Source organism: Wolbachia endosymbiont (group B) of Rhopobota naevana, assembly GCF_947250615.1.
Lineage (GTDB): Bacteria > Pseudomonadota > Alphaproteobacteria > Rickettsiales > Anaplasmataceae > Wolbachia.
On record NZ_OX366333.1, the window covers coordinates 1,672,607 to 1,694,807 of the forward strand.

Here is a 22,201-nt window from a genome sequence, read left to right on the forward strand (position 1 = left end):
ATTATAGCTGCAGTAAGTTAATCTTACTACTTGCGCTCTGTAAAGTTTTTGTTGCTTGCTTCCAGTTTATTTCAAACAGTAGGTGCCTGGATTGACAAATGTTAAAATTTTAGGTAATATTGAAATATATACTAATAATAGTAAATAGATAATAAATATGTTTGCTAATTTAAATGGTCAAGAACAATTACAACAAAGAAAAGTGCGTTTTGCAGACCACAATGAGCTATCAGAAGATAAATCTGAATATGACTGGTATGGCTGGATCGATCACTTGATATCTCTGGAGTTTCACAAGGCTATAGAGGAGTTAGAAAAAGAGATCAGTGAGTTAGAAAAAGAACTCGAAGAATTAGAGGATAAAAATAAAAAGAGGTTAAAAAGTGATACGGAAACAGACCTCAAATTTATCAAATACCTAACTAAGCATTTTAATAATCCTGAAGAGATTATAAAGGAGTTAAAATCGTATGTTGATGAGGATAAATCTAGAGCGTCAAATAGGATGAAAAGTCATATTGTATTGGTCAGATATTTTGCTGAAAAGGTGCAAATAAAAATGACTGAAGAAACCAACGAATTTATAAAAGGCATTAAAATTAAATACGAGAAAAAAACAAGAACTAAAAGATTGCGTAAAAAAACCCTCAATCTCTTTATGCTACTTCAGATAAAAATACAGCTAAACAATATGACGAAGAGGCTTACGATAATAAGCTAAAAGAATTAAGGAATTTAATTATTCATTCAAAAAATAACTTTAATCATGATATCCATGTAAGTCTGCTTATTAGAGTCAATAATGGTATTGTAGGTGATATTTGGGATAACCCTAGTGAACTAGGAAAATCTAGTCATGAATGGAAGCTGATACATTGTGTAAAAGAATTGCTAAAGATTAACCATGGAAATTTTAAACAAATATTGGGTAGCATTGAAGATCTCATGGAACCATCATTAAAGCAATATAAAGAGCTAAGCCCTCCTATCAACATAACACAAGATCAAAATCTTAAAACAACAGCACTTGCAGAAGTAAGTTTGCAGTCTAAGGAATCTTTTCCAGGCGATACTGAGAATGATTTACAAGGCACCCAACCTACACCAGGAGGCTGTAAACCACTAAAGCGTGAAGGAACAGAAGGATTAGCTGTTCCTTCAGCTGGCACTAAAATAGATATGAATAGTGGCCAATTACAAACAACCTCTCACGAACTGCAAAACCCTTATGATAATGCAGGTATGTATAGCGCTTTAGGTGTTGCTGTTGTCGGTTTTATAGCAATTGGAGTGATGTTATGTGCTACAGGTAATCCAGTTCTTGGAGGAGTCTTTATAGCAGTCCCTGTAATTAGTGCATTAATACTTGGTATTGCAAAAATTTATGAAGAAGTCAGTAAAAAGAAGGAAAAAAAGCCAGAAATAGATACATTGACCGCCTTGAGAGAAGTGCTTACCCCTCAATGGTTAAGTAAGGGTAGAGTTTCAAATATTTAATATGATATTGACTTTACAGCAATAATTACTTTAAGTTAGTAGCTATTGTTGCAGTTAAAGTATCAATGCCTTTTTTCTTTTATTCTTTTGCAATTCTAAGCATCTTATCTGCTGTTTGTGTAATTAGCGTAAGGAATCCTGTGCATGCAGTGTTATTTTTAATTTTCACTTTCGTTAACTCTGCAGTGCTTTTTATTCTCCTTGGAGCTGAATTCATTGCTATGATGGTGCTGATAGTATACATCGGTGCAGTTGCAGTGTTATTCCTCTTTGTAGTTATGATGCTCGATATTGACTACATAAGATTGCATCAGGGTTTTGCAAAGCATTTCACTCTTGGTGCTATATTATGTGTTGTGTTTTTTCTAATCATCAGCTTTGTAATTCGCAGTTCAGAACCGAATATAAGCAATGTTATAAACTATAATAACAATAACGTGAAAGCTATCGGTAATTTGCTCTACACTGACTACATGTACGCTTTTCATCTTTCTGGTATTCTGCTGCTTGTTGCAATTGTTGGTGCAATTGCTCTTACTTTGCAGGAAAAGAAAAAAGGAGTTAGAAAACAGAACGTGTTAAAGCAATTGACACAATCTTCATCTGTAAAATTGATTAAGGCTAAATTTGGAAAAGGAGTGGAATGGAAATAGGATTAAATCACTTTTTGATAATTGCTGCTGTTTTGTTCACTATTGGAGTGTGTGGTATTTTCATCAACCGTAAGAGCATAATCAACATACTGTTATCAATAGAAATATTATTGCTGGCGATTAACATCAATTTAGTTGCTTTTTCTGCCTTTATGAATGATATAGTTGGGCAAATTTTTGTGATGTTTGTGTTGACTGTTGCGGCAGCAGAGTCAGGAGTTGCGCTTGCAATATTGGTTGTATATTATAGAAGCCGTGGCAATATAGATGTTGAACAAGCGAACTTAATGAAAGAATGAAAGTATGATGGATATACTGAAATTGATAGTATTTTTGCCACTCTTTGGTTCGCTATTTGCAGCACTTTTTAAAAAAGATGTTTTTAGTCAGTTAGTTACAACGGCAGGGATTGGAATATCTGCAGTTTTATCTTGGTATGTTTTTCTCACCTTCTCTGAAAATTATCACTTAAGTTTATTTCCTCTATTTTCATTAAGTGTATTAAAAGTAAATTGGGCAATTAGTGTGGATGCTCTCTCATCCTTAATGCTTATTGTCATTACCACCGTTTCACTAGTAGTCCACCTCTATTCTATCGGTTATATGGAGCATGACAAAGGGAAGTCGAGGTTTTTTTCTTACCTATCGCTATTTACGTTTTGCATGATTGTGCTGGTTGTAAGCGATAATTTCGTGCAGCTTTTTTTTGGCTGGGAAGGGGTTGGCCTGTGTTCTTATTTACTCATAGGATTTTGGTTCCAAAAATATTCTGCAAATAATGCAGCAATTAAAGCATTTGTTGTGAATAGGGTAGGAGACTTTGCACTATTGATTGGAATCTTTCTTATTTATTATACATTTCACTCTTTGAATTTTACTGAAGTTTTTGATACAACTGATCTTCTTGGCACACAGAACATTAGAGCATTCTGCTGTGAATTCAAAGTAACTCATATAATATGCATATTACTTTTTATTGGCTGTATGGGTAAATCTGCACAGCTTGGTTTACATGTTTGGTTGCCAGATGCAATGGAAGGGCCAACCCCTGTTTCTGCACTCATTCACGCAGCAACGATGGTAACAGCAGGTATATTTTTAGTAGCAAAATGTTCTCCATTATTTGAGCTATCAAATGTGGCACGAGAATTAATAGTTATTGTTGGGGCACTTACTGCTTTCTTTGCAGCTACGGTTGCGATTACTCAGAACGATATAAAAAAAATAATTGCTTATTCAACCTGCAGTCAACTTGGTTATATGTTCATGGCATGTGGGCTTTCTGCTTACAATGTTGCTATTTTTCATTTAATGACACACGCTTTTTTTAAAGCTCTACTATTTCTTGGTGCTGGCAATGTGATTCATGCAATGCATCATGAGCAAAACATTCAGAAAATGGGAAATTGCTGGAAGAAAATCCCTTGCACTTATACTCTCATGTGGATTGGATCTCTTGCGCTTTCTGGAATATTTCCATTTGCAGGTTTTTACTCAAAGGATTTGATAATTGAACATGCTTATAGCACGGATAGCTTTGCTTTTGTAATAAGCTTAGTTGTTGCATTCTTCACAGCGTTTTACTCTTGGAGGTTATTGCTTCTTGTGTTCCACAGCCAAAAACAAAGTAAAATTAATATACATGAGGCACCAAAGATTATGCTTATACCATTACTGATACTCGCTTTTGGATCAGTATTTTCTGGAATATGGGGAGCAAATATTTTGAACATAACTAGTAATGCGTTTTGGAAATCAAGTTTAGTGATGATTGATGAGCATGGAGTTCATAATTTCTTTATAAAACTACTGCCAACCTTAGCAAGCCTAAGTGGAATAGCACTTGCGTACCTAATTTACCAATATCAAGTAATTAGGCAAATTAAGAGTAAATTTTTACTTAAGTTTTTGCAGAATAAATGGTACTTTGATGAGGTATATGAGTTTGTTATAATTGCACCGATAAGGTTTATATCTAGGCTTCTATGGAAGTTTGATGTTAAGGCTATTGATTCATTTGGACCAAATGGTGTTGTAAGGTTGGTTAATGAATGTTCAAAAAATTCTATAAAGTTACAAACTGGTTATATATTTGATTATGCATTTATTATGTTTGTTACTTTAATAATCGGTGCTTTATATATTATTGGAATTAAATAGAAGGTGTTGTTACTTAGTATATTCTTGCTTCCACTGATAGGAGCGTTGATTTTATCCTTAATCAGGATTAATCATCAATCTATACACTTAAGATTCCTTGCCCTATTTTTTGCTGTACTTCCATTTTTGCTTAGCATTGTAGCTTGTATAGAATTTGATTATAACGATGCGGACTTTCAGTTTGTCAGCTATCCAGTAAGAGATATTGGAATAGGGGTGGATGGAATATCGTTGCTTTTCCTTCTGCTTACAACTTTCTTGTTTGTTATTTGTATGCTCTATAATTGCAAAATGAGTTATACGACCCTAAAAGCCTATATGGCATTATTTCTACTGCTTGAGAGTTTTGTAGTCGGTTTTTTCGTTTCACTGAATGCTATAAGCTTTTATGTGTTTTTTGAAGCTGTCTTAATACCAATGTTCTTTATTATTGGCATTTGGGGAGGGAAGCAAAGGATATATGCGACGTTTAAGTTATTTCTTTATACATTAACTGGCTCATTATTATTTCTACTGGGGTTAGTATACATCTATAGTGTTTTTGGAACGTTTGGTATACAAAAATTAGCTACATTAGTGCCAAGCCTTGATCTTGAAGTGCAGTCATTGCTGTGGATTGCATTTTTTATTTCTTTTGCAATAAAAGTACCGATGTTTCCATTTCACACTTGGCTTCCTGATGCACATGTGCAATCACCAACTTCTGGGTCTGTGATTTTAGCTGGCTTGCTTATTAAAATGGGGGGATATGGATTTTTAAGGTTTTCTATTCCAATGCTTCCTCAGGCAAGTTTGTATTTTTCAAATTTCGTTGTTGTGCTGAGCATTATTGCGGTGATATATGCTTCTCTAGTTGCGTTTGCTCAAGATGATATAAAGAAGTTAATAGCTTATTCTTCAATAGCACATATGGGGATCGTTACCGCTGGCCTCTTTTCATTTTGTGAGGAAGGAGTACTGGGTAGCATATTTCAAATGATTAGTCATGGCCTTATTTCTGCTGCTTTATTTTTGTGTGTTGGAATGCTATATACTCGAACTGGAACTTTGGAGATTGCAAAGTATTTTGGCATAGTAAACACAATGCCAAAATTTGGTTTTATGTTCATTTTATTTTCAATGGCTTCAATAGGGCTACCTGGAACATCTGGATTCATAGGTGAGTTTTTGGCTATGGTTGGAATGTTTAAGAGCATAGGGTTTTTTACAGGATTTATCGCACTTGGCACTATTTTAAGCGCAGTTTATATGCTGAATTTATGTAAGCAAATAATATGGGGGGTTAGCTATTCTAAATTATTAAATAACCGTTTGGATAGCATAGAATTTTCTGTCTTAATTCTGCTTGCAGTGTTTGTTATTTTGCTTGGATTTTACCCAACCCTTGCACTGAATTATTTGAAGCCATGTATGGCAAATTTGTTAGTCAAATATAATGCGCTATGAATTATATACAGATATTGCCGGAAATGTTCTCTATTATCTCCTCGTTAGTGTTGCTACTGCTTGGAATTATATTTAACCGCCGAACTATCAACTTATTAGCACTTGGCTGCACAGTGGTAACTTTGATTATTTTAATTATTTCGGCAGAAAACAATGAAATTTTTCTCTTTAATTCGTTGTTAAAACTCAATTTATACATCAGGTCAGCCCAAGGGTTAATTCTCAGCACAGGAATTTTAATACTTTTGATGCTGAATTTATCAAAATATGACTATAAATATGAATTTTCAATACTGATTCTTTTTGCGCTATTTGGCATGATAACTTTGGTTTCAGCAAATAGTCTGATTTCTTTTTATTTAGCTTTTGAGTTGATGAGTATATCTTTGTATGTTCTTGCGAGCTTTAATAAAGATTCAGCTTATTCATGTGAAGCAGGAGTGAAATATTTTACACTTAGTGCACTATCTTCCTGCATTATGCTATATGGAATGTCGCTGCTTTATGGATATACAGGACAAGTCAATTTCTCTGAGCTCGGTTCATTCTTGCAAAACCATCAGATAACTTATGGAATAGTTTTTGGGTTAGTTTTTATCCTTATTGGTTTGTGTTTCAAGCTTGCTATTGCTCCTTTTCATATGTGGGCTCCAGATGTCTATCAAGGTGCACCTACAATAGTAACTGCGTTTTTTTCTACGGCCCCAAAAGCTGCACTTGTAACATTTTTAATTCGATTGATGAATGAAGAGTTAGTAAATGTAAAAAGTTATGTTCAGCCTATTTTCTTATACGTTTCAGCATTGTCTGTGCTTATCTCAGCTTTTGGGGCCTTGCGTCAGCAAAACTTAAAAAGGCTGTTTGCTTACAGTTCAATTGGTCACATTGGTTTTATATTTGCTTCACTTTCTATTTTTACACAAGCAGGAACAGATAGTGCCTTAATGTATTTGGTGATATATATCATCACAAGCATAGGGCTATTCTCATATCTCGTACAAATTGACGATGATGATTGTGATATTGCAAATTTATCTGGTATAGGAAAAAAGCAACCAATTTTAGCATTCCATCTTTCTATACTATTACTCTCGATGTCGGGAATACCTCCACTTGCAGGTTTTATCGCTAAATTTTTTATATTCAAAAGTTTAATAAATTCTGGCTTTATCAGCCTGTCTTTGATTCTTGTAACAGCGAGTGTGATATCATGCTACTATTATTTAAATATCATGAAAGTTATGTATTTTGATAAAGCTAGTGGTAATAAGGTTGCTTATTCTAAGGGTCTATTCATTATCACTTCAGTGGCTTCACTGATCAATCTCGTTCTTTTCTTGTACGCAGAAGATCTTTACTCATTGATTAATTCATTGACAAATTAACAATTTAGTGTTTATAATTAGTGATTAATTAATATTTTGTGGTGAAAAATGAGTAAAAGAAAAACTGTTTTGAAATTTTCAATTGCCGCTCTCTTGCTAGGAGGATCGAGCACTGTAACTGTTTTATATTTTCCTTATGTTGCTTTAGCAATTAAATTTGGTATTGTAATCTCTACAGCTCCTCTGGCAATTTTTGCCATTTCTGTAGTTGCTGCATTAGTTTCAGTAATTACATTAGCAGCATTTACTATTTCCGCCATACGCAGTAAGGGTAAATCTAATAAGGTTAGTAGCGAACCAAGAAGTAAAAATGAAGAAGAAGGAGAAAGTCTAGTACAAGAAAAAGAGCAAGCTGTGCCTATTCTTACGCCACCGTTGCTTTCGCAAGAGCCTGAAAAGTCGGTTATTCCTATTCCACAACAACCACCAGTTGATGATCCAGTGAAAGAAACAGAAACACCGCAACCTGAAAACGTTATGGTTAAAGGTGCTGATCAGCAAGCTAACCAAACAGAGGAATCGTTGCCATCATATCCAGAAACTAACTCGCCTCTGAATAGCATGAATCAATTTGAATCATTTCCTAGCTTGCCATCGATAATCATGGGTGCGCACAACAATTTGGAAGATGGTAGTAATTCCATTAAAAATTATCAAGAAAATATGTCACTTCCACCGAATCTGCCAGAGCAATCTCTAACTTCACAGCAACTTTCCCTAGCGCTTAGAGCTATATTAGATGATTCGAATTCGCTCTTGAAATTTAAGGCTGCATTTGAGGAATTTCAAAAAACAAGACAGAATAATTTACGTAGATCCAAATCACTTCCAAATCTGAATGTGATATTACCGATGAGTTTAAGTGAGGTGAAATCGAAGTGGAGAGAAACACAAGCTAGGTGGAGAGAAACACAAGCTAGTATGACAGATAGTTATATTTCTTGGGGCAGTGACTTTGAGAGCTCAATACAAGAACCAGATAGGCTACAAGCAAGTTTAGGAAGTGACAATCCATCAGTGCAGTCTTTTCAACCAAAGAAGGAGCTTTTATATGATGTAAATAAAAAAATTTTTGATAGCGTTGATTATGAAGTAAATTATACTAGACTTTCTGAGAATGCAGGGGAAGCTCCTAATTACGAACGGGAATTTCCACTTACTGAAACAAATGTTAACAGCGGTCCTGAAGCAATGCCCTATGACGTAAATGAAAATAGGGCTTCATATAGCAGTATGCAATCACCTGTATTATCAAGTTCTGCTAGCCGTGGCAACAGTTTTTCTGGATAAGAGAGTTTTTTGATACAATTAAGAAAATGATCCCTGAAACATTTGAGGGCTTTCATATTCATCATTACAAAGAAGTTCCAAGTACTAATAAAGAAGCATTGGGTTTAATTGAGAAAGGGATATCTAATGAAACTGTCATTATTGCTGATAAACAAACAGAAGGTAGGGGACGCACTGGAAAAAGCTGGATTTCTCCAGAGGGTAATCTCTATGCGAGTTTGATAATTAACCAAGAAACGGATGTCAGCAAATTGACAGAATTGACTTTTGTGACTGCTCTTGCTGTTGGAAATACTTTATTATCGTTAAATTTCTTGAATAATCAAACCCACTGCGGTGTCATTCCAATGCGTGACACTGGAATCCATACTTTTTCTTCTGGATCCCAGTGTCAAAGCACTGGGATGACAAGAGATCAATTCATAAACGATCTCAATCTTCAACATAAATGGCCAAATGACATTCTAATCGATGGCAAGAAAATAAGCGGAATATTGCTTGAAAAAAAATCTAATTCAAATTGGCTCATTATAGGAATTGGAATTAATGTCAATCATGCGCCACTTCCAGGCACAACGTGCATTAGCAATTACGGTGAATCTGTGTCTAACATGGATCTATTAAAGGAATTAATAATAAATTTTAATAAGCTAAGAAAGCAATGGCTATTTGATGGGTTTTATGCTATAAGAGAAATGTGGTTAAAAAAAGCATTCAAAATGAATGAGCAAATCAGTGTAAAGTTAGCTGACAAATTGTATGAAGGAATTTTTGCTGATATAGATAAAAGTGGTAAATTGGTGTTGCAGCAAAAGGATGGAAGCTCAATTTATTTTGATGCAGGTGAGTTATTTATTGGCAATGCATTATGAATACATATGTAATTTTTGCTTACCTTATTAGTTTCATACTGATTGGTGGAAATTTGATTTTTACCGTTTCTTGCTATACTAAAAGTAAAAAAATTCTAGAAAGCCTGAAAGATAATAATGAAGAAGAAACATAAGCGATTACTTATAACTTCAGGAATTTTCTGCTTTTTAAGTTGTGCAGTTTTTTTTATTTTAACAACGCTCAAAGAAAATATCTCATTTTTCTATACAGTAAGTGAAGCCATAGTCTTGCCAAATAATCAAAAGCCAATCCGTGTTGGTGGAATGGTTGTTGAAAAGAGCGTGATACGGAGCGAAAGTGAAGTAGTTTTTCAGATGACAGATTTTAACAAAAGCGTTGTGGTGAAATATCAGGGAATACTTCCACCAATGTTTTCAGAAAAAAGTGGTGTTGTTGTGCAAGGTAAAATGTTTGATAATAGTACTTTTCTTGCAGATACGGTGTTTGCAAAACATGATGAGAACTATAAGCCGAAAGTCCTAAAATAGATTTCCTAATTCAGTTGTATTGAAATGGTATGTGAAAGAAAGCAACAGCCTGCTAGCAAGCTGTTACTTTCCTAACTACTATAATATATCAGAGTGAGTTGGTGCTTCCCATTCTACGTTATTATGGTCAATTATTGCTGCTTTTAATCCTTCAACTTCGCCCCTTAGGTGATCAAGTTCTTCTGCCCATGTTCTGTAGTTTTGATTATTATCAATAAATCCATCCTGCTGAATTAACTTATTCAAATGAGATAAACCATTAGCCAATGCTTTACTCATATCAAGAGACTCTCCTCGAAGTTGTGCTATGTTGTCCATAATTGAGACACGCAAGCCCGAAACAAACTTCTCGTTTAAATCGCAGACTAACTTATCCATAACTTGATTGACGTAATAAATCGATGCAATCTTGTTTTTAACGTCCTCAAAGTTTGTGGGCTTAACTGCAACTTCTATATCGTCTATTTTTTTAAAGTTGAAATCGCTCATTTGGTTTATTGCTTCAAAGTTATTTTCGCTTTCTTGTTTACTGTTGTTACTCATGTTAACTCCTATAAAATTAACTCAGCTATATCTAAATAGCATGCGAAAAGAGTAACAGTCTGATATCAGGCTATTACCTTTTTTATTAAAGCAACCCATTCTCTTCGCCAGTAGCATGAGGGAATATGGAAGCTTCTGCAATGCCTGGCTGATCATCACGAAATCCCTGAAGATCCTTTTTAAGAGTTTGAAGTTGAGCGTTTATTTTAGTTGTATTTTGCCCTATATTTGTTATAGTTGTTAACAGTGGATTTACTATGCTATCTGTAATTTGACTGTTTAAATTTTTGTTATGATTATCAATACTTTCTATCAAGCCATCATAAACCTTTTTAAGGTATGTTATACCTACGTTTGTTGGCTTCATTTGGTTTAAAGGTATTTTGTCCAGTGGCTTAGTTATATCAAAATCTAACTTCTTAGTATCAGCATTTTTGTCTTTATTATCAATTTGTATTGAATTTATCCTTGGTTTTACAAAATCTAGTTTTTCAAAACTCGGGACCGTAAGTTCCATTAATTTCTCTTGGTCTGAAATCTTTTCATTAAAATATAATTCTACATTGTTTTTACTCATAATAAGTTACCTACTATAAAAAAATTGATTTTCATAAATTGCTACCATACAAGTAGCATTGAATCATTATTGTTTTCTACTATTGTAAAATCTGGAGCTTCTGCAATGCCTGGCATATCGTCCTTGATTTGCTTGAGCATCTCCTTGATTTCCTCGTTATGTTTACTCTGCTCGTCAAGTTTCCCTTTTAATTCATCAATGATAGCATTGGACTGATCTTTACTGCCAAGATTACCAATCACAGACATGACTTTCTCATGAGGCAGTTTGTGAATAATATCTTTCAGCTCTTCTGCACCTAAGTTATCCAAAAGTTCTTTAAACTGCTCACGAGACATATTATGAGCAAAAGCTTGAAGTTTTTCTGGGTTATTAGCTAAAGACTTAATAACCATCTGAATTTTATTAGAATCAGTTAACTCGCGAGCGACTATTGCAAGTTTCTCGTGGTCTAGCTTATTAATTAAATCATGTAATGTATCTTCTTCTAAAGTTTTTACTAGGGCTGGAAGTTGCTTTTTCAACGCTTCGTGAAAAATAGTGTTTATCATTTTCTCATTTGCATTTTTTATTAGTTCTACAAACTGGTCATGCTTCATTGTCTTGATCATCATCTCGAACTGATCCATTTTAAGGTGAGGAAAAATTTGTCTTACTTGATCTAGGTTAAAGTCTTTTACTAAGTTCTCAACCTGATCCTTATTTAATAAGGGGACTATTATTCCTAACTTTTTTGAATCCAATGTGTGAGTAAGGGCTTGTAATTGATGATTGGTTAAATGATCCACTAAAGCTAGAAATTGTCCATCTGTTAAGTTCTCTGCTAAAACCTGTAGTTGTTTATTTGTTAAGCTCTTTGCTAAAATCTGTAATTTCTCATTATTAAGAATATCGGCAAGAGTCTCTAACTGATTTCCTGTTAAGTTCTTAAAAAAAGTTTTGGCGAACTCACTTGATATTAGTACACTCTTTGGTATCTTAGACGATGTTATATCTTCTATCAACTTTGCTGTATCATGGTGTGGCATACTGTATTGTAATATCTTGTTGTCAGGTGAATCGATTATGTTTCCTTCCTTATCTGAAAAATAATATTTATCGTCACCAAGACCTGATTCCTCCCATGTTAAATATTTGTACTTCAATTCTTCACCTACAAAATTATGATAACCAGTTTTATCTCCTATGCCCCAATTTAATGATAGTTTAACTAATCTATCATTGTCATATGCAAATGAATTACTGTTCTCGGAATAACCAGGTGTACCACGGTGAACATATCGATTTTGTTTTTCTTCTACGCAGTACATTACTCCGTTCTGAAGAAAACTGTTACATAATCTTATAGATAACTCTAGGTTATTGTCTTCTTCACTGAGTGGTGTAAGCTTGACTTTTCTCAGAGATTCAGGATTATCAATTTGAGAACACTGATCATACCTACCCATTCTAGATGAAAACTTTTGTCCAGGTACCATCTTAAAGACATGTTTTTTTCCACTCATAAGTATTATCTAATAAATTTAATTATAGCTATTCTAGCATTTAATGATTAATTTATAATTAAATTAGCATGTATTGGAGTCATAATAACAAATATCACTAGAGAATTAGTATAAAACCCCGATAGAATAAATAGGCTGGCTTTATGGTATGTTGAAACCTATATTGGTGGGGGTAAGCGTACTTTTCGAACTCGCTCTCTCGAATATTATACAAAATGAGTAAAGTGAGTAAATAAAAGAATTTAATTTGTACTTAATGACATCTCAATTCAACCACTATGGATTAAAATCCAAAGATTGAAAGAGAGCGTAGAATGCTAACTTTCAACTTACCAAATTTATCTTCTTTTTTAGAGTGATTTTCAATATGATTTTTTATCATTACAAAGTAGCCTACTAACCATAACTCAGTATCTTTTTCTCAGCTCTGGAAAGTTTTGCTGGAACTTTTTCCTTTTATTAACTGCACTAACTTACTAATGCTGAAGTATGGGGTACAGAAACGTATACATGTTGACGCAACTCTACCTCTGATAATTTCTACTTCCACATACTTCTTGTACAACTTCTTTTGTTTTCTGACCAATATCTCCAACTCATAATGGATATCGATATTTTGTTATCCACACTATGTGATATATATACAGAGTGACTGCTTTTTCTATAATATTCCACATTCTTTCAAATTTTTCACCTTAAGATTATATTCTTGAAAGGATGGTCCAGGGTTTTTCTCCCAAATTTGGGAGAATAAAGAAAAATTGAGATGATTTACAGCAAAAACGAAATTAGAACAAAGCCCTTCTACAAGGAAGCTCAAAAACTTCAACAAAATACCATAATATTCAAAAATCCTTTGTTTTTCTGATGTATCTAATTACTATATAAAAGCTTTAGGTAATATAGGGGGTGTGTATGCTGAGGACACAACATCGAGTAAGTAATCTAAAAAAAGAGATTAATTCAGAAATCATTGATCGGTTGAAAGAGCAGCTGAATAAGCAACAAAACAGTAAATCTTTTCAATTTAAAAATAGAATAAGACGTCAATATAATCCTGATGATACTAACATTGCTAAATTGTTTCTGGCGATACGTGAGCATAGAACGGATAATCCTCAGCTAAATAAGATTAGTGAAATTGAAGGGTTACTTACTCAAGTACAAAATATTAATGATATTGATCTCAATGATGGTGGTAATACACCACTACATGTTGCTGTAAGCAAAAATCATCAAGACATTGTTGAACTTCTTTTGAATGTGTCTGGTATAGACCCAAATATTAAAAATAATCAAGGTAAAACTCCACTAGATATTGCTAAGCAACAAAATAAGGGAGAGATTATTAGGACTCTAGAAGAACATTTAAAAAAATCTTCTGATCAAGTAAAAAGACTTTCTGCACAGGAGAAGGAAGTGCATGAAAAGCTCAGAAAGTTTGTTGAAGATTTTGTTTTTATTTATGAACGCTCTTTATCAGAGTACTATGAGAGACTAGAAAATCAAAGAGGAAAGCAAGGTAAATGGGCTGATTTTGTTAATATGATAATATATATAGGAAAAGGTGGAACAGAACAAGGAGAAGCGGAATCAAAAGTAATTCCTCTTATTGGAATTAACATTCTTCGAGCAACAATATCCAGCATTGGTAGTAGTTATAATAGAGCAGAGCTTAAAAAGCTGATAGATCAATTGTATATATTTAAAAAGGATCCAATCAAAGTCAGGGAAGAGTTAGTAAAATCTGGTATTGAGATTTTTCAAAGTTTTGAGAGCCAATTTATACAAGTAACAGCAGAAGGAAGTTGGCAGAGAGCAATGACAAAATTAGCAGAAGATGCTGTGAGTAGAGTGGTTGATTACTATAGAAAAAATACTGAAAAAGAGCTTTGTGCTTCCTCAATTACTGAGGGTATTATTTTTGGAGAATCAAAAAGATATAAACAAACCTACACTGGTGTTCCTCATATTAAGCTAGGACATACTTTAGAAAGTAAAAACTCGAATTCATGGAATACTGCAGAACTATTTGATAAAGCGGGATTAGTAACAATAAAGAGTGATGGTAGTGCTGATAAATACTATAGGAGAATAGATGGAAAGAGTGATACTAGCAAATATGGCTATCGTCTTCTTTTTAAATGGGAATTGGAAAGTAAAATAAAAAAATTCGCTAGAGAATACATTGAAGAAAATCCTTCTAGGGAGGAGTATAGGTATATTTTAAAGTTAGATGAGGGAAAATGGAAAGATGAATTATTGGATGAGCTTAATAAGCAAGATCCGAAGTTAGTCGAAGAGAGGTTACTAAGCAAATTCAAAGGAGAAATGGAACAGGAAGCTGAAAAAAACTTCAATGAATTAGAGGATTATATAGGTAAGAATTTTAATGAGTTATCAGGTTACATAGAAAGTAATCAAAATGAGATTAAGGGAGTCTTTGATGAATTAATGAGTCAATATCAGGAAGCCAGTAGGCAACGTCACAAGATAGCAGATTCTATTGTAGAAGGAAGGAAAGAAAGTGAAAAAAGTTTCGAGAAAATAGATAAAAAGCTTGATAAGATATATGATGCAGTTGTAGCAAGAGAGCAAGTAAGAGAGCCTATTTGGTTTAATGTGAAAAAGCCAGTAATTTTGTTTGCTGGAAGAAGGGAAGAGTTAATTGACCTGCATAATAAGATACAACGTAGTTCAGAAAAAGTAACAGTAATATCACAAATAACCTCAATTAGCGGTTTAGGAGGAATAGGAAAAACTGAGTTAGCTAGACAATATGTTCAAGAATATAGTAAAGATTGTTATGACAACGTTATATGGATCAATGCTGAAAGTGAGATAGCTCTTGTTGAATCATTTACTCGATTAGCGAAGAATAAACTAAGAATTGATATAAAAGATGAGAATGGAAAAGAAAAGGATATAAAAGCTCTCATAGAAGAGGTTTATGAATTTTTCAGTAATAGTAAAAGCTTGTTTATTTTTGATGATGCCGAGAAAAGTAATTATTTGAATAAGTTTTTACCAATTCATGATTCATTACCGGGTGGTAATGGACCTTATATTTTAATTACTTCTCGTAATCGAGAGTGGGAAAGGGGGATAGAAGTTATTAATCTAAACGAATTAAAGTCAGAAGAAGCGATAGAACTTGTAAAAAAGGGCTTTAGTATAGAAGATGAATCTCAAAATGAAAAGATAAAAGCTTTGGTAGAGAAATTACAACACTTTCCTTTAGCTATACAGCAAGCAATATCATATATTGAAGATCAAAGAGTTACTAGAAAATTTGATATAGATGATTACCTAAAGGAATATGAGAAAAAAGCGAAAGATTTGCTTGATTCTGTATTATTCAGGGGAATTGATAATAACTATGCAAAAACAACTTTCACAACTTGGAAGATTACAACCGATAAGATAGCAAGCAATGAAAAGTATGGAAATTTAGCTTTAAGGATTCTTGATGTTATCTCTTATCTTGCACCTGACAATATTAGTAGAGAATTCTTTTTAGATTTGACAGGAAATAATGAAGAGGAATTAAGGTCAGCTGTTCGTTTACTTATAAAATATTCTATGGTGAGTGGCGAGCAAAAGCAAAGTGTGTTGAGTACCCATAAATTAGTTCAAGAAGTGACAAGAATAGCGTTAGCAGAGGAGGGTAAAAGCAAGGAGGTTATGGACGAGACTTTCGAGCTACTCAGAGCAAGTTTTCCTTATGGTAGTGATAAATTAGAAGACTATTTAAAAAAACGAGAATTATTACCGCACTTAGAGGCATTTTTATCACGTATAGATAGTTGGTTAAAAAAGAACCCTCAAGATAAAGAAAAAATAGAAAAGGATTATCTTGAAAATTTGTTGACATGGATGAGTGATGGGTATTTTAATTTGGGTAATCCCAAAAGAGAAAAGGAGTTGCTAGAAAGGGTTTTGCCTATTTTAGAAAAGCATTACGGAGAAGATCATTTTGAAGTATTTAAAAGACTAGTAAATCTAAGCAACAGTTATCTAGTTTTAGGTGATTACCAAAGAGCAAAAGATTTGCTAGAAAGAGCTTTAAAAATTGAAAAGCAAGATTATGAAGAAGAGCGTTTTCAATTAGTTAGAACACTGGTAAATCTGAGTATCAGCTATCGAGCTTTAGATGATTATCAGACAGCGAAAGAGTTACTAGAAAGGGCCTTTCCCATTTTAGAGAATCATTATCGGGAGGATCGTTCTTCATTAGCTCAAGTACTAATAAACCTGAGTATTGCTTATGGATCTTTAGGTGATTATGAAAGAGCGAAAAAGTCAATAGAAAGAGTATTCTCTATTTTAGGTGACAATTATGAAGAAGAGCACTTTGAGTCAGCTAAAATGTTAGTAAATCTTAGTATTGCTTGTAGAGGTTTTGGTGATTATCAGACAGCAAAAGAGTTACTAGAAAGGGCACTACCTATTTTAGAAAATTATTATGGAGAAGATCATTTTCAGGTAGCTATAGCTAAAACAAATCAAGGTATCACTTATATAGCTTTAGATGATTATGGAAGAGCAGAAGAGTTGCTAGAAAGAGCTTTGCCTATTTTAGAGAATCATTATGGAGAAAATCATGTTGAAGTAGCTAAAATATTAGTAAATTTAAGTACCATCTATAGATACTTTGATGATTATCAAGGAGCAAAAGAGTTGCTAGAGAGAGCTTTACCTATTTTAGAGAAGCACTATGGGGAAGAGCATTTTGAAATAGGTATGATTCTGGAAAGTTTAGGCACTGATTATATAGCCTTAGGTGATAATCAGGAAGCAAAAGAATTGATAGAAAAGGCTTTGCCTATTTTAGAGAAATGTTATGGAGCAGAACATTTTAAAGTAGCTGAAACATTAGTAAACCTGAGCATCCCTTATGGAGCTTTAGGTGATTATCAAAAAGTAAAAGAGTTGCTAGAAAGGGCTTTGCCTATATTTAAAAAGTATTATAGAGAAAATCATGTTGAAGTAGCTATGGTCTTAGAAAATTTAAGTGGTGCTGAGAAAGCTTTAGGTAATCATGAAAGAGCAAAAGAGTTACTAGAAAGGGCGTCTGCAATATATCAAAAAGGTAAAGTTGAAGAATGTTTGCCGAGTACGAGTTCAGTAAGGAACAGAAGAGAAGCGAAGATTGGGGAGTGTAAACTGTCTTGGGAAGACGTAGATGAATTCAATACAGAAAAAGATGAGAAAAGAGATTTTAGTAAAATTAAAATAGATAGTAAAAAGTTTATTGACTATATAAAAGATATACCAGAAGAAAAACGTTCTCAGCTAATTGAGCTAGCAGATAAAGTTCAAATTACAGGTAGGTTTCGTGATTTGATTAATAAGCTTACCAGTAATCAGAAGGTCATGAATCATTTAAATAGAGTAAAGAAAATCTCTAGCATAACTATGCATGGAATGATGGCTAAAAATATTTTAGCTGACTTTTTAAACAGAGATTATCAGGGTGTAGCAATTAATGTTGGTTTTATAGCAGGTGGTCAAGGGTTTGCTAAAGTTGCTGAAGTTGCATCTCGTAAAGGATTAAATTTGCTCTCAGAAGAAAAGGTATTACTTGGTAGGTCTTTAAGAGTTGCATCACCTTTTCTTGCTCGAGGTACTTCTGCCTTTATTATTTATGATTTAGTAAATCAGGTAAAAGCATTTAAAAATGGTACAGAAGGAGCATTGGTTGGCGTAGTAGGAGATAGCATTTACCTGGGAGTTGACGCTGCAGAGATTGGGATTGAAGTTGCTGAAGGTTTTGAAGTATTAGAAGGAGTTTCATCTATTACTGGACCTATTGGAGCAGGAATTGGCGCTATAGTATTTGTTGGCACTGATGTTTACATGGCAGTAAAGAGAGTTGATAAAATTGATGAAATTATTCACTTAACTAGAGGAGAAAAATTTATTGAAGGATTGCGTGCATTTATAGGTATGCGACCTGAACAATATGTAGAAAAGTTAATGGAAGAAAAACAACTTTATAACCAATTAGTTAAGCAAGGATTTGAGTATTTAAGGAAGAATCGTGCTATTCAAAGCTATGTATTCCCTACTGATCGATCAGTTGTGGGTTCTTGTCGTAAAGTGCTGCACACAACATCACTTGGGATTAGACATTATTATACTGAAGAGTACACAACTAAATTTGAGATAGATTTAGACAGTACAGTACTGCTTGACAGAAAAAGAAATGATATAAAATGGAGTAAAGAAAGACCGGATGATCCAAGTGGTGGAAAATTATTTTGTTTACCAAAAGGAGATTATCATCCTGCTCCAAGTTATGGCTCATATTTATGTAAAAATGCAATTGGTTTATCTGATAACAAAACAGAAGGATATACTCTAATTAATTTAGGAGAAGGTGAAGATTATGCAAAAGGATTTAAGGATAGCCCAAACATATTTATAGTGAATGATGGATCTAAGAGATACTATGGAGGAAATAAGAATGATATCTTTGTTTTGCAGGGAGATCTGATAGAAGGGTCTTTGTACGGAGAGGATGGAATTGATACCTTAGATCTGACTGAATTTGCTCAAGAAGCTGTAAGTGTGAATGTATATTTAAATACAAATATTGGCACTATTATGTACAATAGATATGGTTATTCTGGATTTCAAATTAATTCAGTAGAAAGAGTGCTTGGTAGAAAAGCTAAGGCAGATCATATATTTAGTGCATGTGAAACTAAATTCTTGGATGGTAATGGTGGTAAGGAAGATCAACTTGATTATTTGGAAATAAAAGATAATAACTGTGTCTATGATATACAAGTAATAGTTAGAAATTACACTGAAGTAAATAATCTAGCACTCAAAGGTAACTTTAACTATATTGTACCATTTCAAAAAGGTAGTGCATCTGTTAAATTACTTGCTAATTTCGAAAATAACCATAGGTTTATATTCGACTACTTGCTTGCTGATATTCAGAGTATTGATATTAAAGATCACAATAGTATAAAGTTCAATTTTTTTCCAAAAGTTGTAGATGGCAGCTTTAGTATAGCTATCTCATATAACATAATGAACAATATAATCTATCAATTAAAAGACAGTGCTGAAATAAAAGTAGGTAAGGAAAGAAACTTGTATGCAATACAGAATACTAATAAAACTATTGATGAAATTATAGAAAGTTACCCAGCTATAGCGAATAAACTCAATATGACTATCGCTGTGCAATCAGGTGGTGAATCTATACTTGTTGGCCGTGGGAAATTTGAGGCACTTCACAATCACCCAATCCATAACAGTCACTTAATTGGAAATGGTGGTGAGAATATATACGTAATTACTATAGCTTCAGGTGAGAAAAGATATGAACATAGTATTTCTTCTATACCAGAAGTAAACATCTATAATTTTGATGAAGGAAGTTCCATAGATACATTAGATTTACGTAACGTGGTAAAAATAATACAAGATGATTTGAAAATACATATTAATCTGCCAAGAATTTTTCAAGATGGAAATGATTTGCTAGTTAAGTTAGAAACAGAAATGGGACAAAGTTTTTTATTAGAAGTGCTAACAGTAAGATTAAAAGACGGTTTGGATTGGTATGAAAATCTTCATATTATCTCAGATAGTGCGCCTATGAAAATAAGTTCTGAATTAGAATTAAAACCACTACCTTTGATCTTTGACAAAGATAAAGAAATTATTGTGGTAACCGATCAAGATGTGGAGAAAGATGCTGAGCTTATCACGCCTAGAAAAGGAGGAAACAATACGTTTGTTCGTAGTAATGGTCATGATCTAATAATAACTAATGCTTTTGATTCGACTATTACTAAAGATGATTTTTGCAGTATTACACTTAGTAAATTCTATAAAACACCTAAAATGAAAACGTTATCAATAAAATTTACTGATAAAGAGATAGTATTAAAAGATCATGAGAAGGAAATAAGTGCTGCAAGATACTTGGATATTGTAAAAAGAGAGTATAAGGATCAAGTGTACGATGATGTGTTTACAGAAGTCATGTTATCTGATCAACCTCATAGACATAGGCAGCACATTAGAAACCGTAGAAGTGAGTACACAATGAGTAGTGGTACAAGACGACCATCTTCATGGATAAATGATTTATTTGGTTGGGTAAAAAGCTCTATAGGTGGGTTATTAGATTCCAAATCAAGTACTACAACTAAAAGTCCAATCTCACAAGTAGATGCAAAAATGGATGTAAATGGTACGATAATGTTACTTGATTTGCTTGTAAGAAAGTTTACGGGTAAACAATATATACCTGCAGTAGATCAATCTATACCTTTATTAGAAGCAAGAGGTTATGCACTAAATATTACACATAGATTTGAGAAAGTGTTAAATAAAACTGCTATTAAGTCAGGAATATCAGTGACAAATCTAAACTTTGATCCCATGGCAGTGCAATCAGCTATAATTGAAAAAATAATAAATGGAAAAATAACAAATAGAAGATTTTCTGAAATAGCAGAAACCCTATATTCATTTGGAAAAGAAGCATGTCCAGAATTTAAACAAACTGATAAGTTTCTAGATCATTTAAAGAGTAACTTAGAAGAAGTTTTAGCTAAGGAAGAAATTATGATACTACAGCAGAAAGTAGAAAAGCCTTCTAAAGTTTTAGGTCAGAAAGTTTCAAGGAAAGTAGAGTTATCTAAAAAGCCTGATACATTCTTAAATGGAACATCAGTAGTTAAAGGAATAAGCAGAGGGATAAATTGAGGGAACTATGAGGTCTTTTCTGCCTGTAAATGTTTGATATCATCGAAAGAAAGACCTGTAGTTTGCGATACAACGTCAATAGAGATGCCAGCTTTAAGTAGGTTCTTTGCCACCTCAATTTTGCCTTTAACCTTTCCCTCTTCCTTTCCGATTTGAATACCTCTTTCCTCGCCGATTTGAATACCTTCTTGTCTACCTTCTTGTCTACCTTCATGTTTAGCATCATCGAGTTTTTGAGCAAGGACAGCCTGTTCATCACGAATACGCTTGATCTCTTGTTCATAGGCAATAAATTCTTTTTCTGACCAGTTGAACCTATTGAGTTCTTCATATGCTCTTTTAATTATTAGATCACTTCCTATTATTCTCTCTAGCTCTTCTTCACTAGTTTCGTCTGCATATCTAAAGAAGTAGACCCATTTTTCAACTATACTTGAAAGCTGATCTTCTTTGGTTTTTGGAAATTTAGGCAACTCAATAAATATAAAGTAAAAATCTTTTAGATCATGCTCATTAGTATTTTCATCGCGAATAGTGTGCTTTGACTTATACTCAGACTTATCAGGAAATAAAATACAATCTGCTATAGCAATAAAGATAATTTCCTTAAGGTTATGGTACTGATCACCTTTATCAGCTTGTCTTGAATAAGCTTTAGCTGCGTAGTATTGTGCCCGTTTTTCGAAGCCTTTAGTTTTAGCGACCTGCATCTCAATTATGCATTGCACCCCCGTGGAATCCCTACATAATACATCAACAATGCTTTGCTTTTTGGAGGCAATATCAGGGTCTTGAATAGTACTTAAAAACTCTATATCCTGTATTGTATTTTTGCCAGTGAAATCCAGAATATCATTGAGGAAATGAATGAGGATATCTTTATTCTTCTCAGTACCAAAGATACGGCGAAATGCAACATCATTCTTCGGATCGAGAAACTTCGAAAGAGCCATGAGAAAGTAAGATAAAAAGCATTAATAATTATACACAATTCTGAAGAAATATTCAACAATTAAACGTAATG

Annotated in this window: 16 protein-coding genes and 1 pseudogene; 12 read left to right on the forward strand and 5 right to left on the reverse strand. The window is 33.4% G+C overall.

Features of this window, described 5'->3' with window-relative positions; all coding sequences use genetic code 11:
• Positions 1–157: 157 nt before the first annotated feature.
• The 11 genes from OOL01_RS08050 (at position 158) to ccmE (ending at position 9,813) form a co-directional block, all read left to right on the forward strand.
• Positions 158–721, forward strand: coding sequence for a hypothetical protein (locus OOL01_RS08050; protein ID WP_264686773.1), 564 nt, complete (start codon positions 158–160; stop codon positions 719–721).
• A gap of 224 nt (positions 722–945) precedes the next feature.
• On the forward strand, positions 946–1,497 hold the full coding sequence (locus OOL01_RS08055; RefSeq protein WP_264686774.1) for a hypothetical protein: 552 nt from the start codon (positions 946–948) through the stop codon (positions 1,495–1,497).
• A gap of 65 nt (positions 1,498–1,562) precedes the next feature.
• Positions 1,563–2,150, forward strand: coding sequence for an NADH-quinone oxidoreductase subunit J (locus OOL01_RS08060; RefSeq protein WP_264682695.1), 588 nt, complete (start codon positions 1,563–1,565; stop codon positions 2,148–2,150).
• Entirely contained in the window at positions 2,141–2,449 is a 309-nt protein-coding gene (nuoK, locus tag OOL01_RS08065; RefSeq protein WP_264686775.1) for an NADH-quinone oxidoreductase subunit NuoK, read from the forward strand. Before OOL01_RS08060 ends, nuoK begins: the two co-directional genes overlap by 10 nt.
• Before the next feature lie 4 nt (positions 2,450–2,453).
• A complete protein-coding gene (nuoL, locus tag OOL01_RS08070) occupies positions 2,454–4,310 on the forward strand; it encodes an NADH-quinone oxidoreductase subunit L (RefSeq protein ID WP_264686776.1) in 1,857 nt (618 codons plus the stop codon).
• 3 nt (positions 4,311–4,313) lie between these two features.
• Positions 4,314–5,756, forward strand: coding sequence for a complex I subunit 4 family protein (locus OOL01_RS08075; protein WP_264686777.1), 1,443 nt, complete (start codon positions 4,314–4,316; stop codon positions 5,754–5,756).
• A complete protein-coding gene (locus OOL01_RS08080; RefSeq protein ID WP_264686778.1) occupies positions 5,753–7,141 on the forward strand; it encodes an NADH-quinone oxidoreductase subunit N in 1,389 nt (462 codons plus the stop codon). The genes OOL01_RS08075 and OOL01_RS08080 overlap by 4 nt, the downstream gene beginning before the upstream one ends.
• 48 nt (positions 7,142–7,189) lie before the next feature.
• Positions 7,190–8,431, forward strand: coding sequence for a hypothetical protein (locus OOL01_RS08085; protein WP_264686779.1), 1,242 nt, complete (start codon positions 7,190–7,192; stop codon positions 8,429–8,431).
• A 26-nt stretch (positions 8,432–8,457) separates the two neighbouring features.
• Positions 8,458–9,303, forward strand: coding sequence for a biotin--[acetyl-CoA-carboxylase] ligase (locus tag OOL01_RS08090; protein WP_264686780.1), 846 nt, complete (start codon positions 8,458–8,460; stop codon positions 9,301–9,303).
• Entirely contained in the window at positions 9,300–9,437 is a 138-nt protein-coding gene (locus tag OOL01_RS08095) for a CcmD-like small membrane protein (protein ID WP_007302385.1), read from the forward strand. Before OOL01_RS08090 ends, OOL01_RS08095 begins: the two co-directional genes overlap by 4 nt.
• Positions 9,421–9,813 carry a cytochrome c maturation protein CcmE gene (ccmE, locus tag OOL01_RS08100; protein ID WP_010404099.1) on the forward strand — a complete coding sequence of 131 codons (393 nt, stop codon included), beginning with the start codon at positions 9,421–9,423 and terminating at the stop codon, positions 9,811–9,813. The genes OOL01_RS08095 and ccmE overlap by 17 nt, the downstream gene beginning before the upstream one ends.
• A 78-nt stretch (positions 9,814–9,891) precedes the next feature.
• Here ccmE and OOL01_RS08105 read toward each other — a convergent pair whose 3' ends face one another.
• The 4 genes and pseudogenes from OOL01_RS08105 to tnpA all read right to left on the reverse strand — a co-directional run bounded on the left by OOL01_RS08105 (position 9,892) and on the right by tnpA (position 13,113).
• Positions 9,892–10,356, reverse strand: a complete 465-nt coding sequence (locus OOL01_RS08105; protein ID WP_264686781.1) for a hypothetical protein — start codon at positions 10,354–10,356, stop codon at positions 9,892–9,894.
• 85 nt (positions 10,357–10,441) lie between these two features.
• Positions 10,442–10,933 carry a hypothetical protein gene (locus OOL01_RS08110; RefSeq protein ID WP_264686782.1) on the reverse strand — a complete coding sequence of 164 codons (492 nt, stop codon included), beginning with the start codon at positions 10,931–10,933 and terminating at the stop codon, positions 10,442–10,444.
• A gap of 41 nt (positions 10,934–10,974) precedes the next feature.
• Positions 10,975–12,438, reverse strand: a complete 1,464-nt coding sequence (locus OOL01_RS08115) for an MgtE intracellular N domain protein (RefSeq protein ID WP_264686783.1) — start codon at positions 12,436–12,438, stop codon at positions 10,975–10,977.
• Positions 12,439–12,721: 283 nt separating this feature from the next.
• A pseudogene (tnpA, locus tag OOL01_RS08120) lies at positions 12,722–13,113 on the reverse strand (IS200/IS605 family transposase).
• A gap of 240 nt (positions 13,114–13,353) precedes the next feature.
• Between tnpA and OOL01_RS08125 the strand changes: the two are divergent.
• The gene (locus OOL01_RS08125; protein WP_264686784.1) at positions 13,354–21,177 is read left to right on the forward strand and encodes a tetratricopeptide repeat protein; all 7,824 of its coding nucleotides are present in this window, start codon (positions 13,354–13,356) and stop codon (positions 21,175–21,177) included.
• Between the two features lie 5 nt (positions 21,178–21,182).
• On the opposite strand, the gene OOL01_RS08130 is transcribed toward OOL01_RS08125, so the two are convergent.
• Complete coding sequence (locus tag OOL01_RS08130; protein ID WP_264686785.1) at positions 21,183–22,130, reverse strand: Rpn family recombination-promoting nuclease/putative transposase; 948 nt, start codon at positions 22,128–22,130, stop codon at positions 21,183–21,185.
• Positions 22,131–22,201: the final 71 nt, after the last annotated feature.

What these genes read in the sequence shown, in the direction of transcription:
- OOL01_RS08085 (WP_264686779.1), top strand. Translation starts at nt 7,190, where the DNA reads ATGAGTAAAAGAAAAACTGTTTTGAAATTTTCAATTGCCGCTCTCTTG.
- OOL01_RS08090 (WP_264686780.1), top strand. Translation starts at nt 8,458, where the DNA reads ATGATCCCTGAAACATTTGAGGGCTTTCATATTCATCATTACAAAGAA.
- OOL01_RS08105 (WP_264686781.1), bottom strand. Translation starts at nt 10,356, where the DNA reads ATGAGTAACAACAGTAAACAAGAAAGCGAAAATAACTTTGAAGCAATA.
- OOL01_RS08110 (WP_264686782.1), bottom strand. Translation starts at nt 10,933, where the DNA reads ATGAGTAAAAACAATGTAGAATTATATTTTAATGAAAAGATTTCAGAC.
- OOL01_RS08130 (WP_264686785.1), bottom strand. Translation starts at nt 22,130, where the DNA reads ATGGCTCTTTCGAAGTTTCTCGATCCGAAGAATGATGTTGCATTTCGC.
- nuoK (WP_264686775.1), top strand. Translation starts at nt 2,141, where the DNA reads ATGGAAATAGGATTAAATCACTTTTTGATAATTGCTGCTGTTTTGTTC.
- OOL01_RS08055 (WP_264686774.1), top strand. Translation starts at nt 946, where the DNA reads ATGGAACCATCATTAAAGCAATATAAAGAGCTAAGCCCTCCTATCAAC.
- OOL01_RS08080 (WP_264686778.1), top strand. Translation starts at nt 5,753, where the DNA reads ATGAATTATATACAGATATTGCCGGAAATGTTCTCTATTATCTCCTCG.
- OOL01_RS08060 (WP_264682695.1), top strand. Translation starts at nt 1,563, where the DNA reads ATGCCTTTTTTCTTTTATTCTTTTGCAATTCTAAGCATCTTATCTGCT.
- OOL01_RS08115 (WP_264686783.1), bottom strand. Translation starts at nt 12,438, where the DNA reads ATGAGTGGAAAAAAACATGTCTTTAAGATGGTACCTGGACAAAAGTTT.
- OOL01_RS08095 (WP_007302385.1), top strand. Translation starts at nt 9,300, where the DNA reads ATGAATACATATGTAATTTTTGCTTACCTTATTAGTTTCATACTGATT.
- ccmE (WP_010404099.1), top strand. Translation starts at nt 9,421, where the DNA reads ATGAAGAAGAAACATAAGCGATTACTTATAACTTCAGGAATTTTCTGC.
- nuoL (WP_264686776.1), top strand. Translation starts at nt 2,454, where the DNA reads ATGATGGATATACTGAAATTGATAGTATTTTTGCCACTCTTTGGTTCG.
- OOL01_RS08050 (WP_264686773.1), top strand. Translation starts at nt 158, where the DNA reads ATGTTTGCTAATTTAAATGGTCAAGAACAATTACAACAAAGAAAAGTG.
- OOL01_RS08125 (WP_264686784.1), top strand. Translation starts at nt 13,354, where the DNA reads ATGCTGAGGACACAACATCGAGTAAGTAATCTAAAAAAAGAGATTAAT.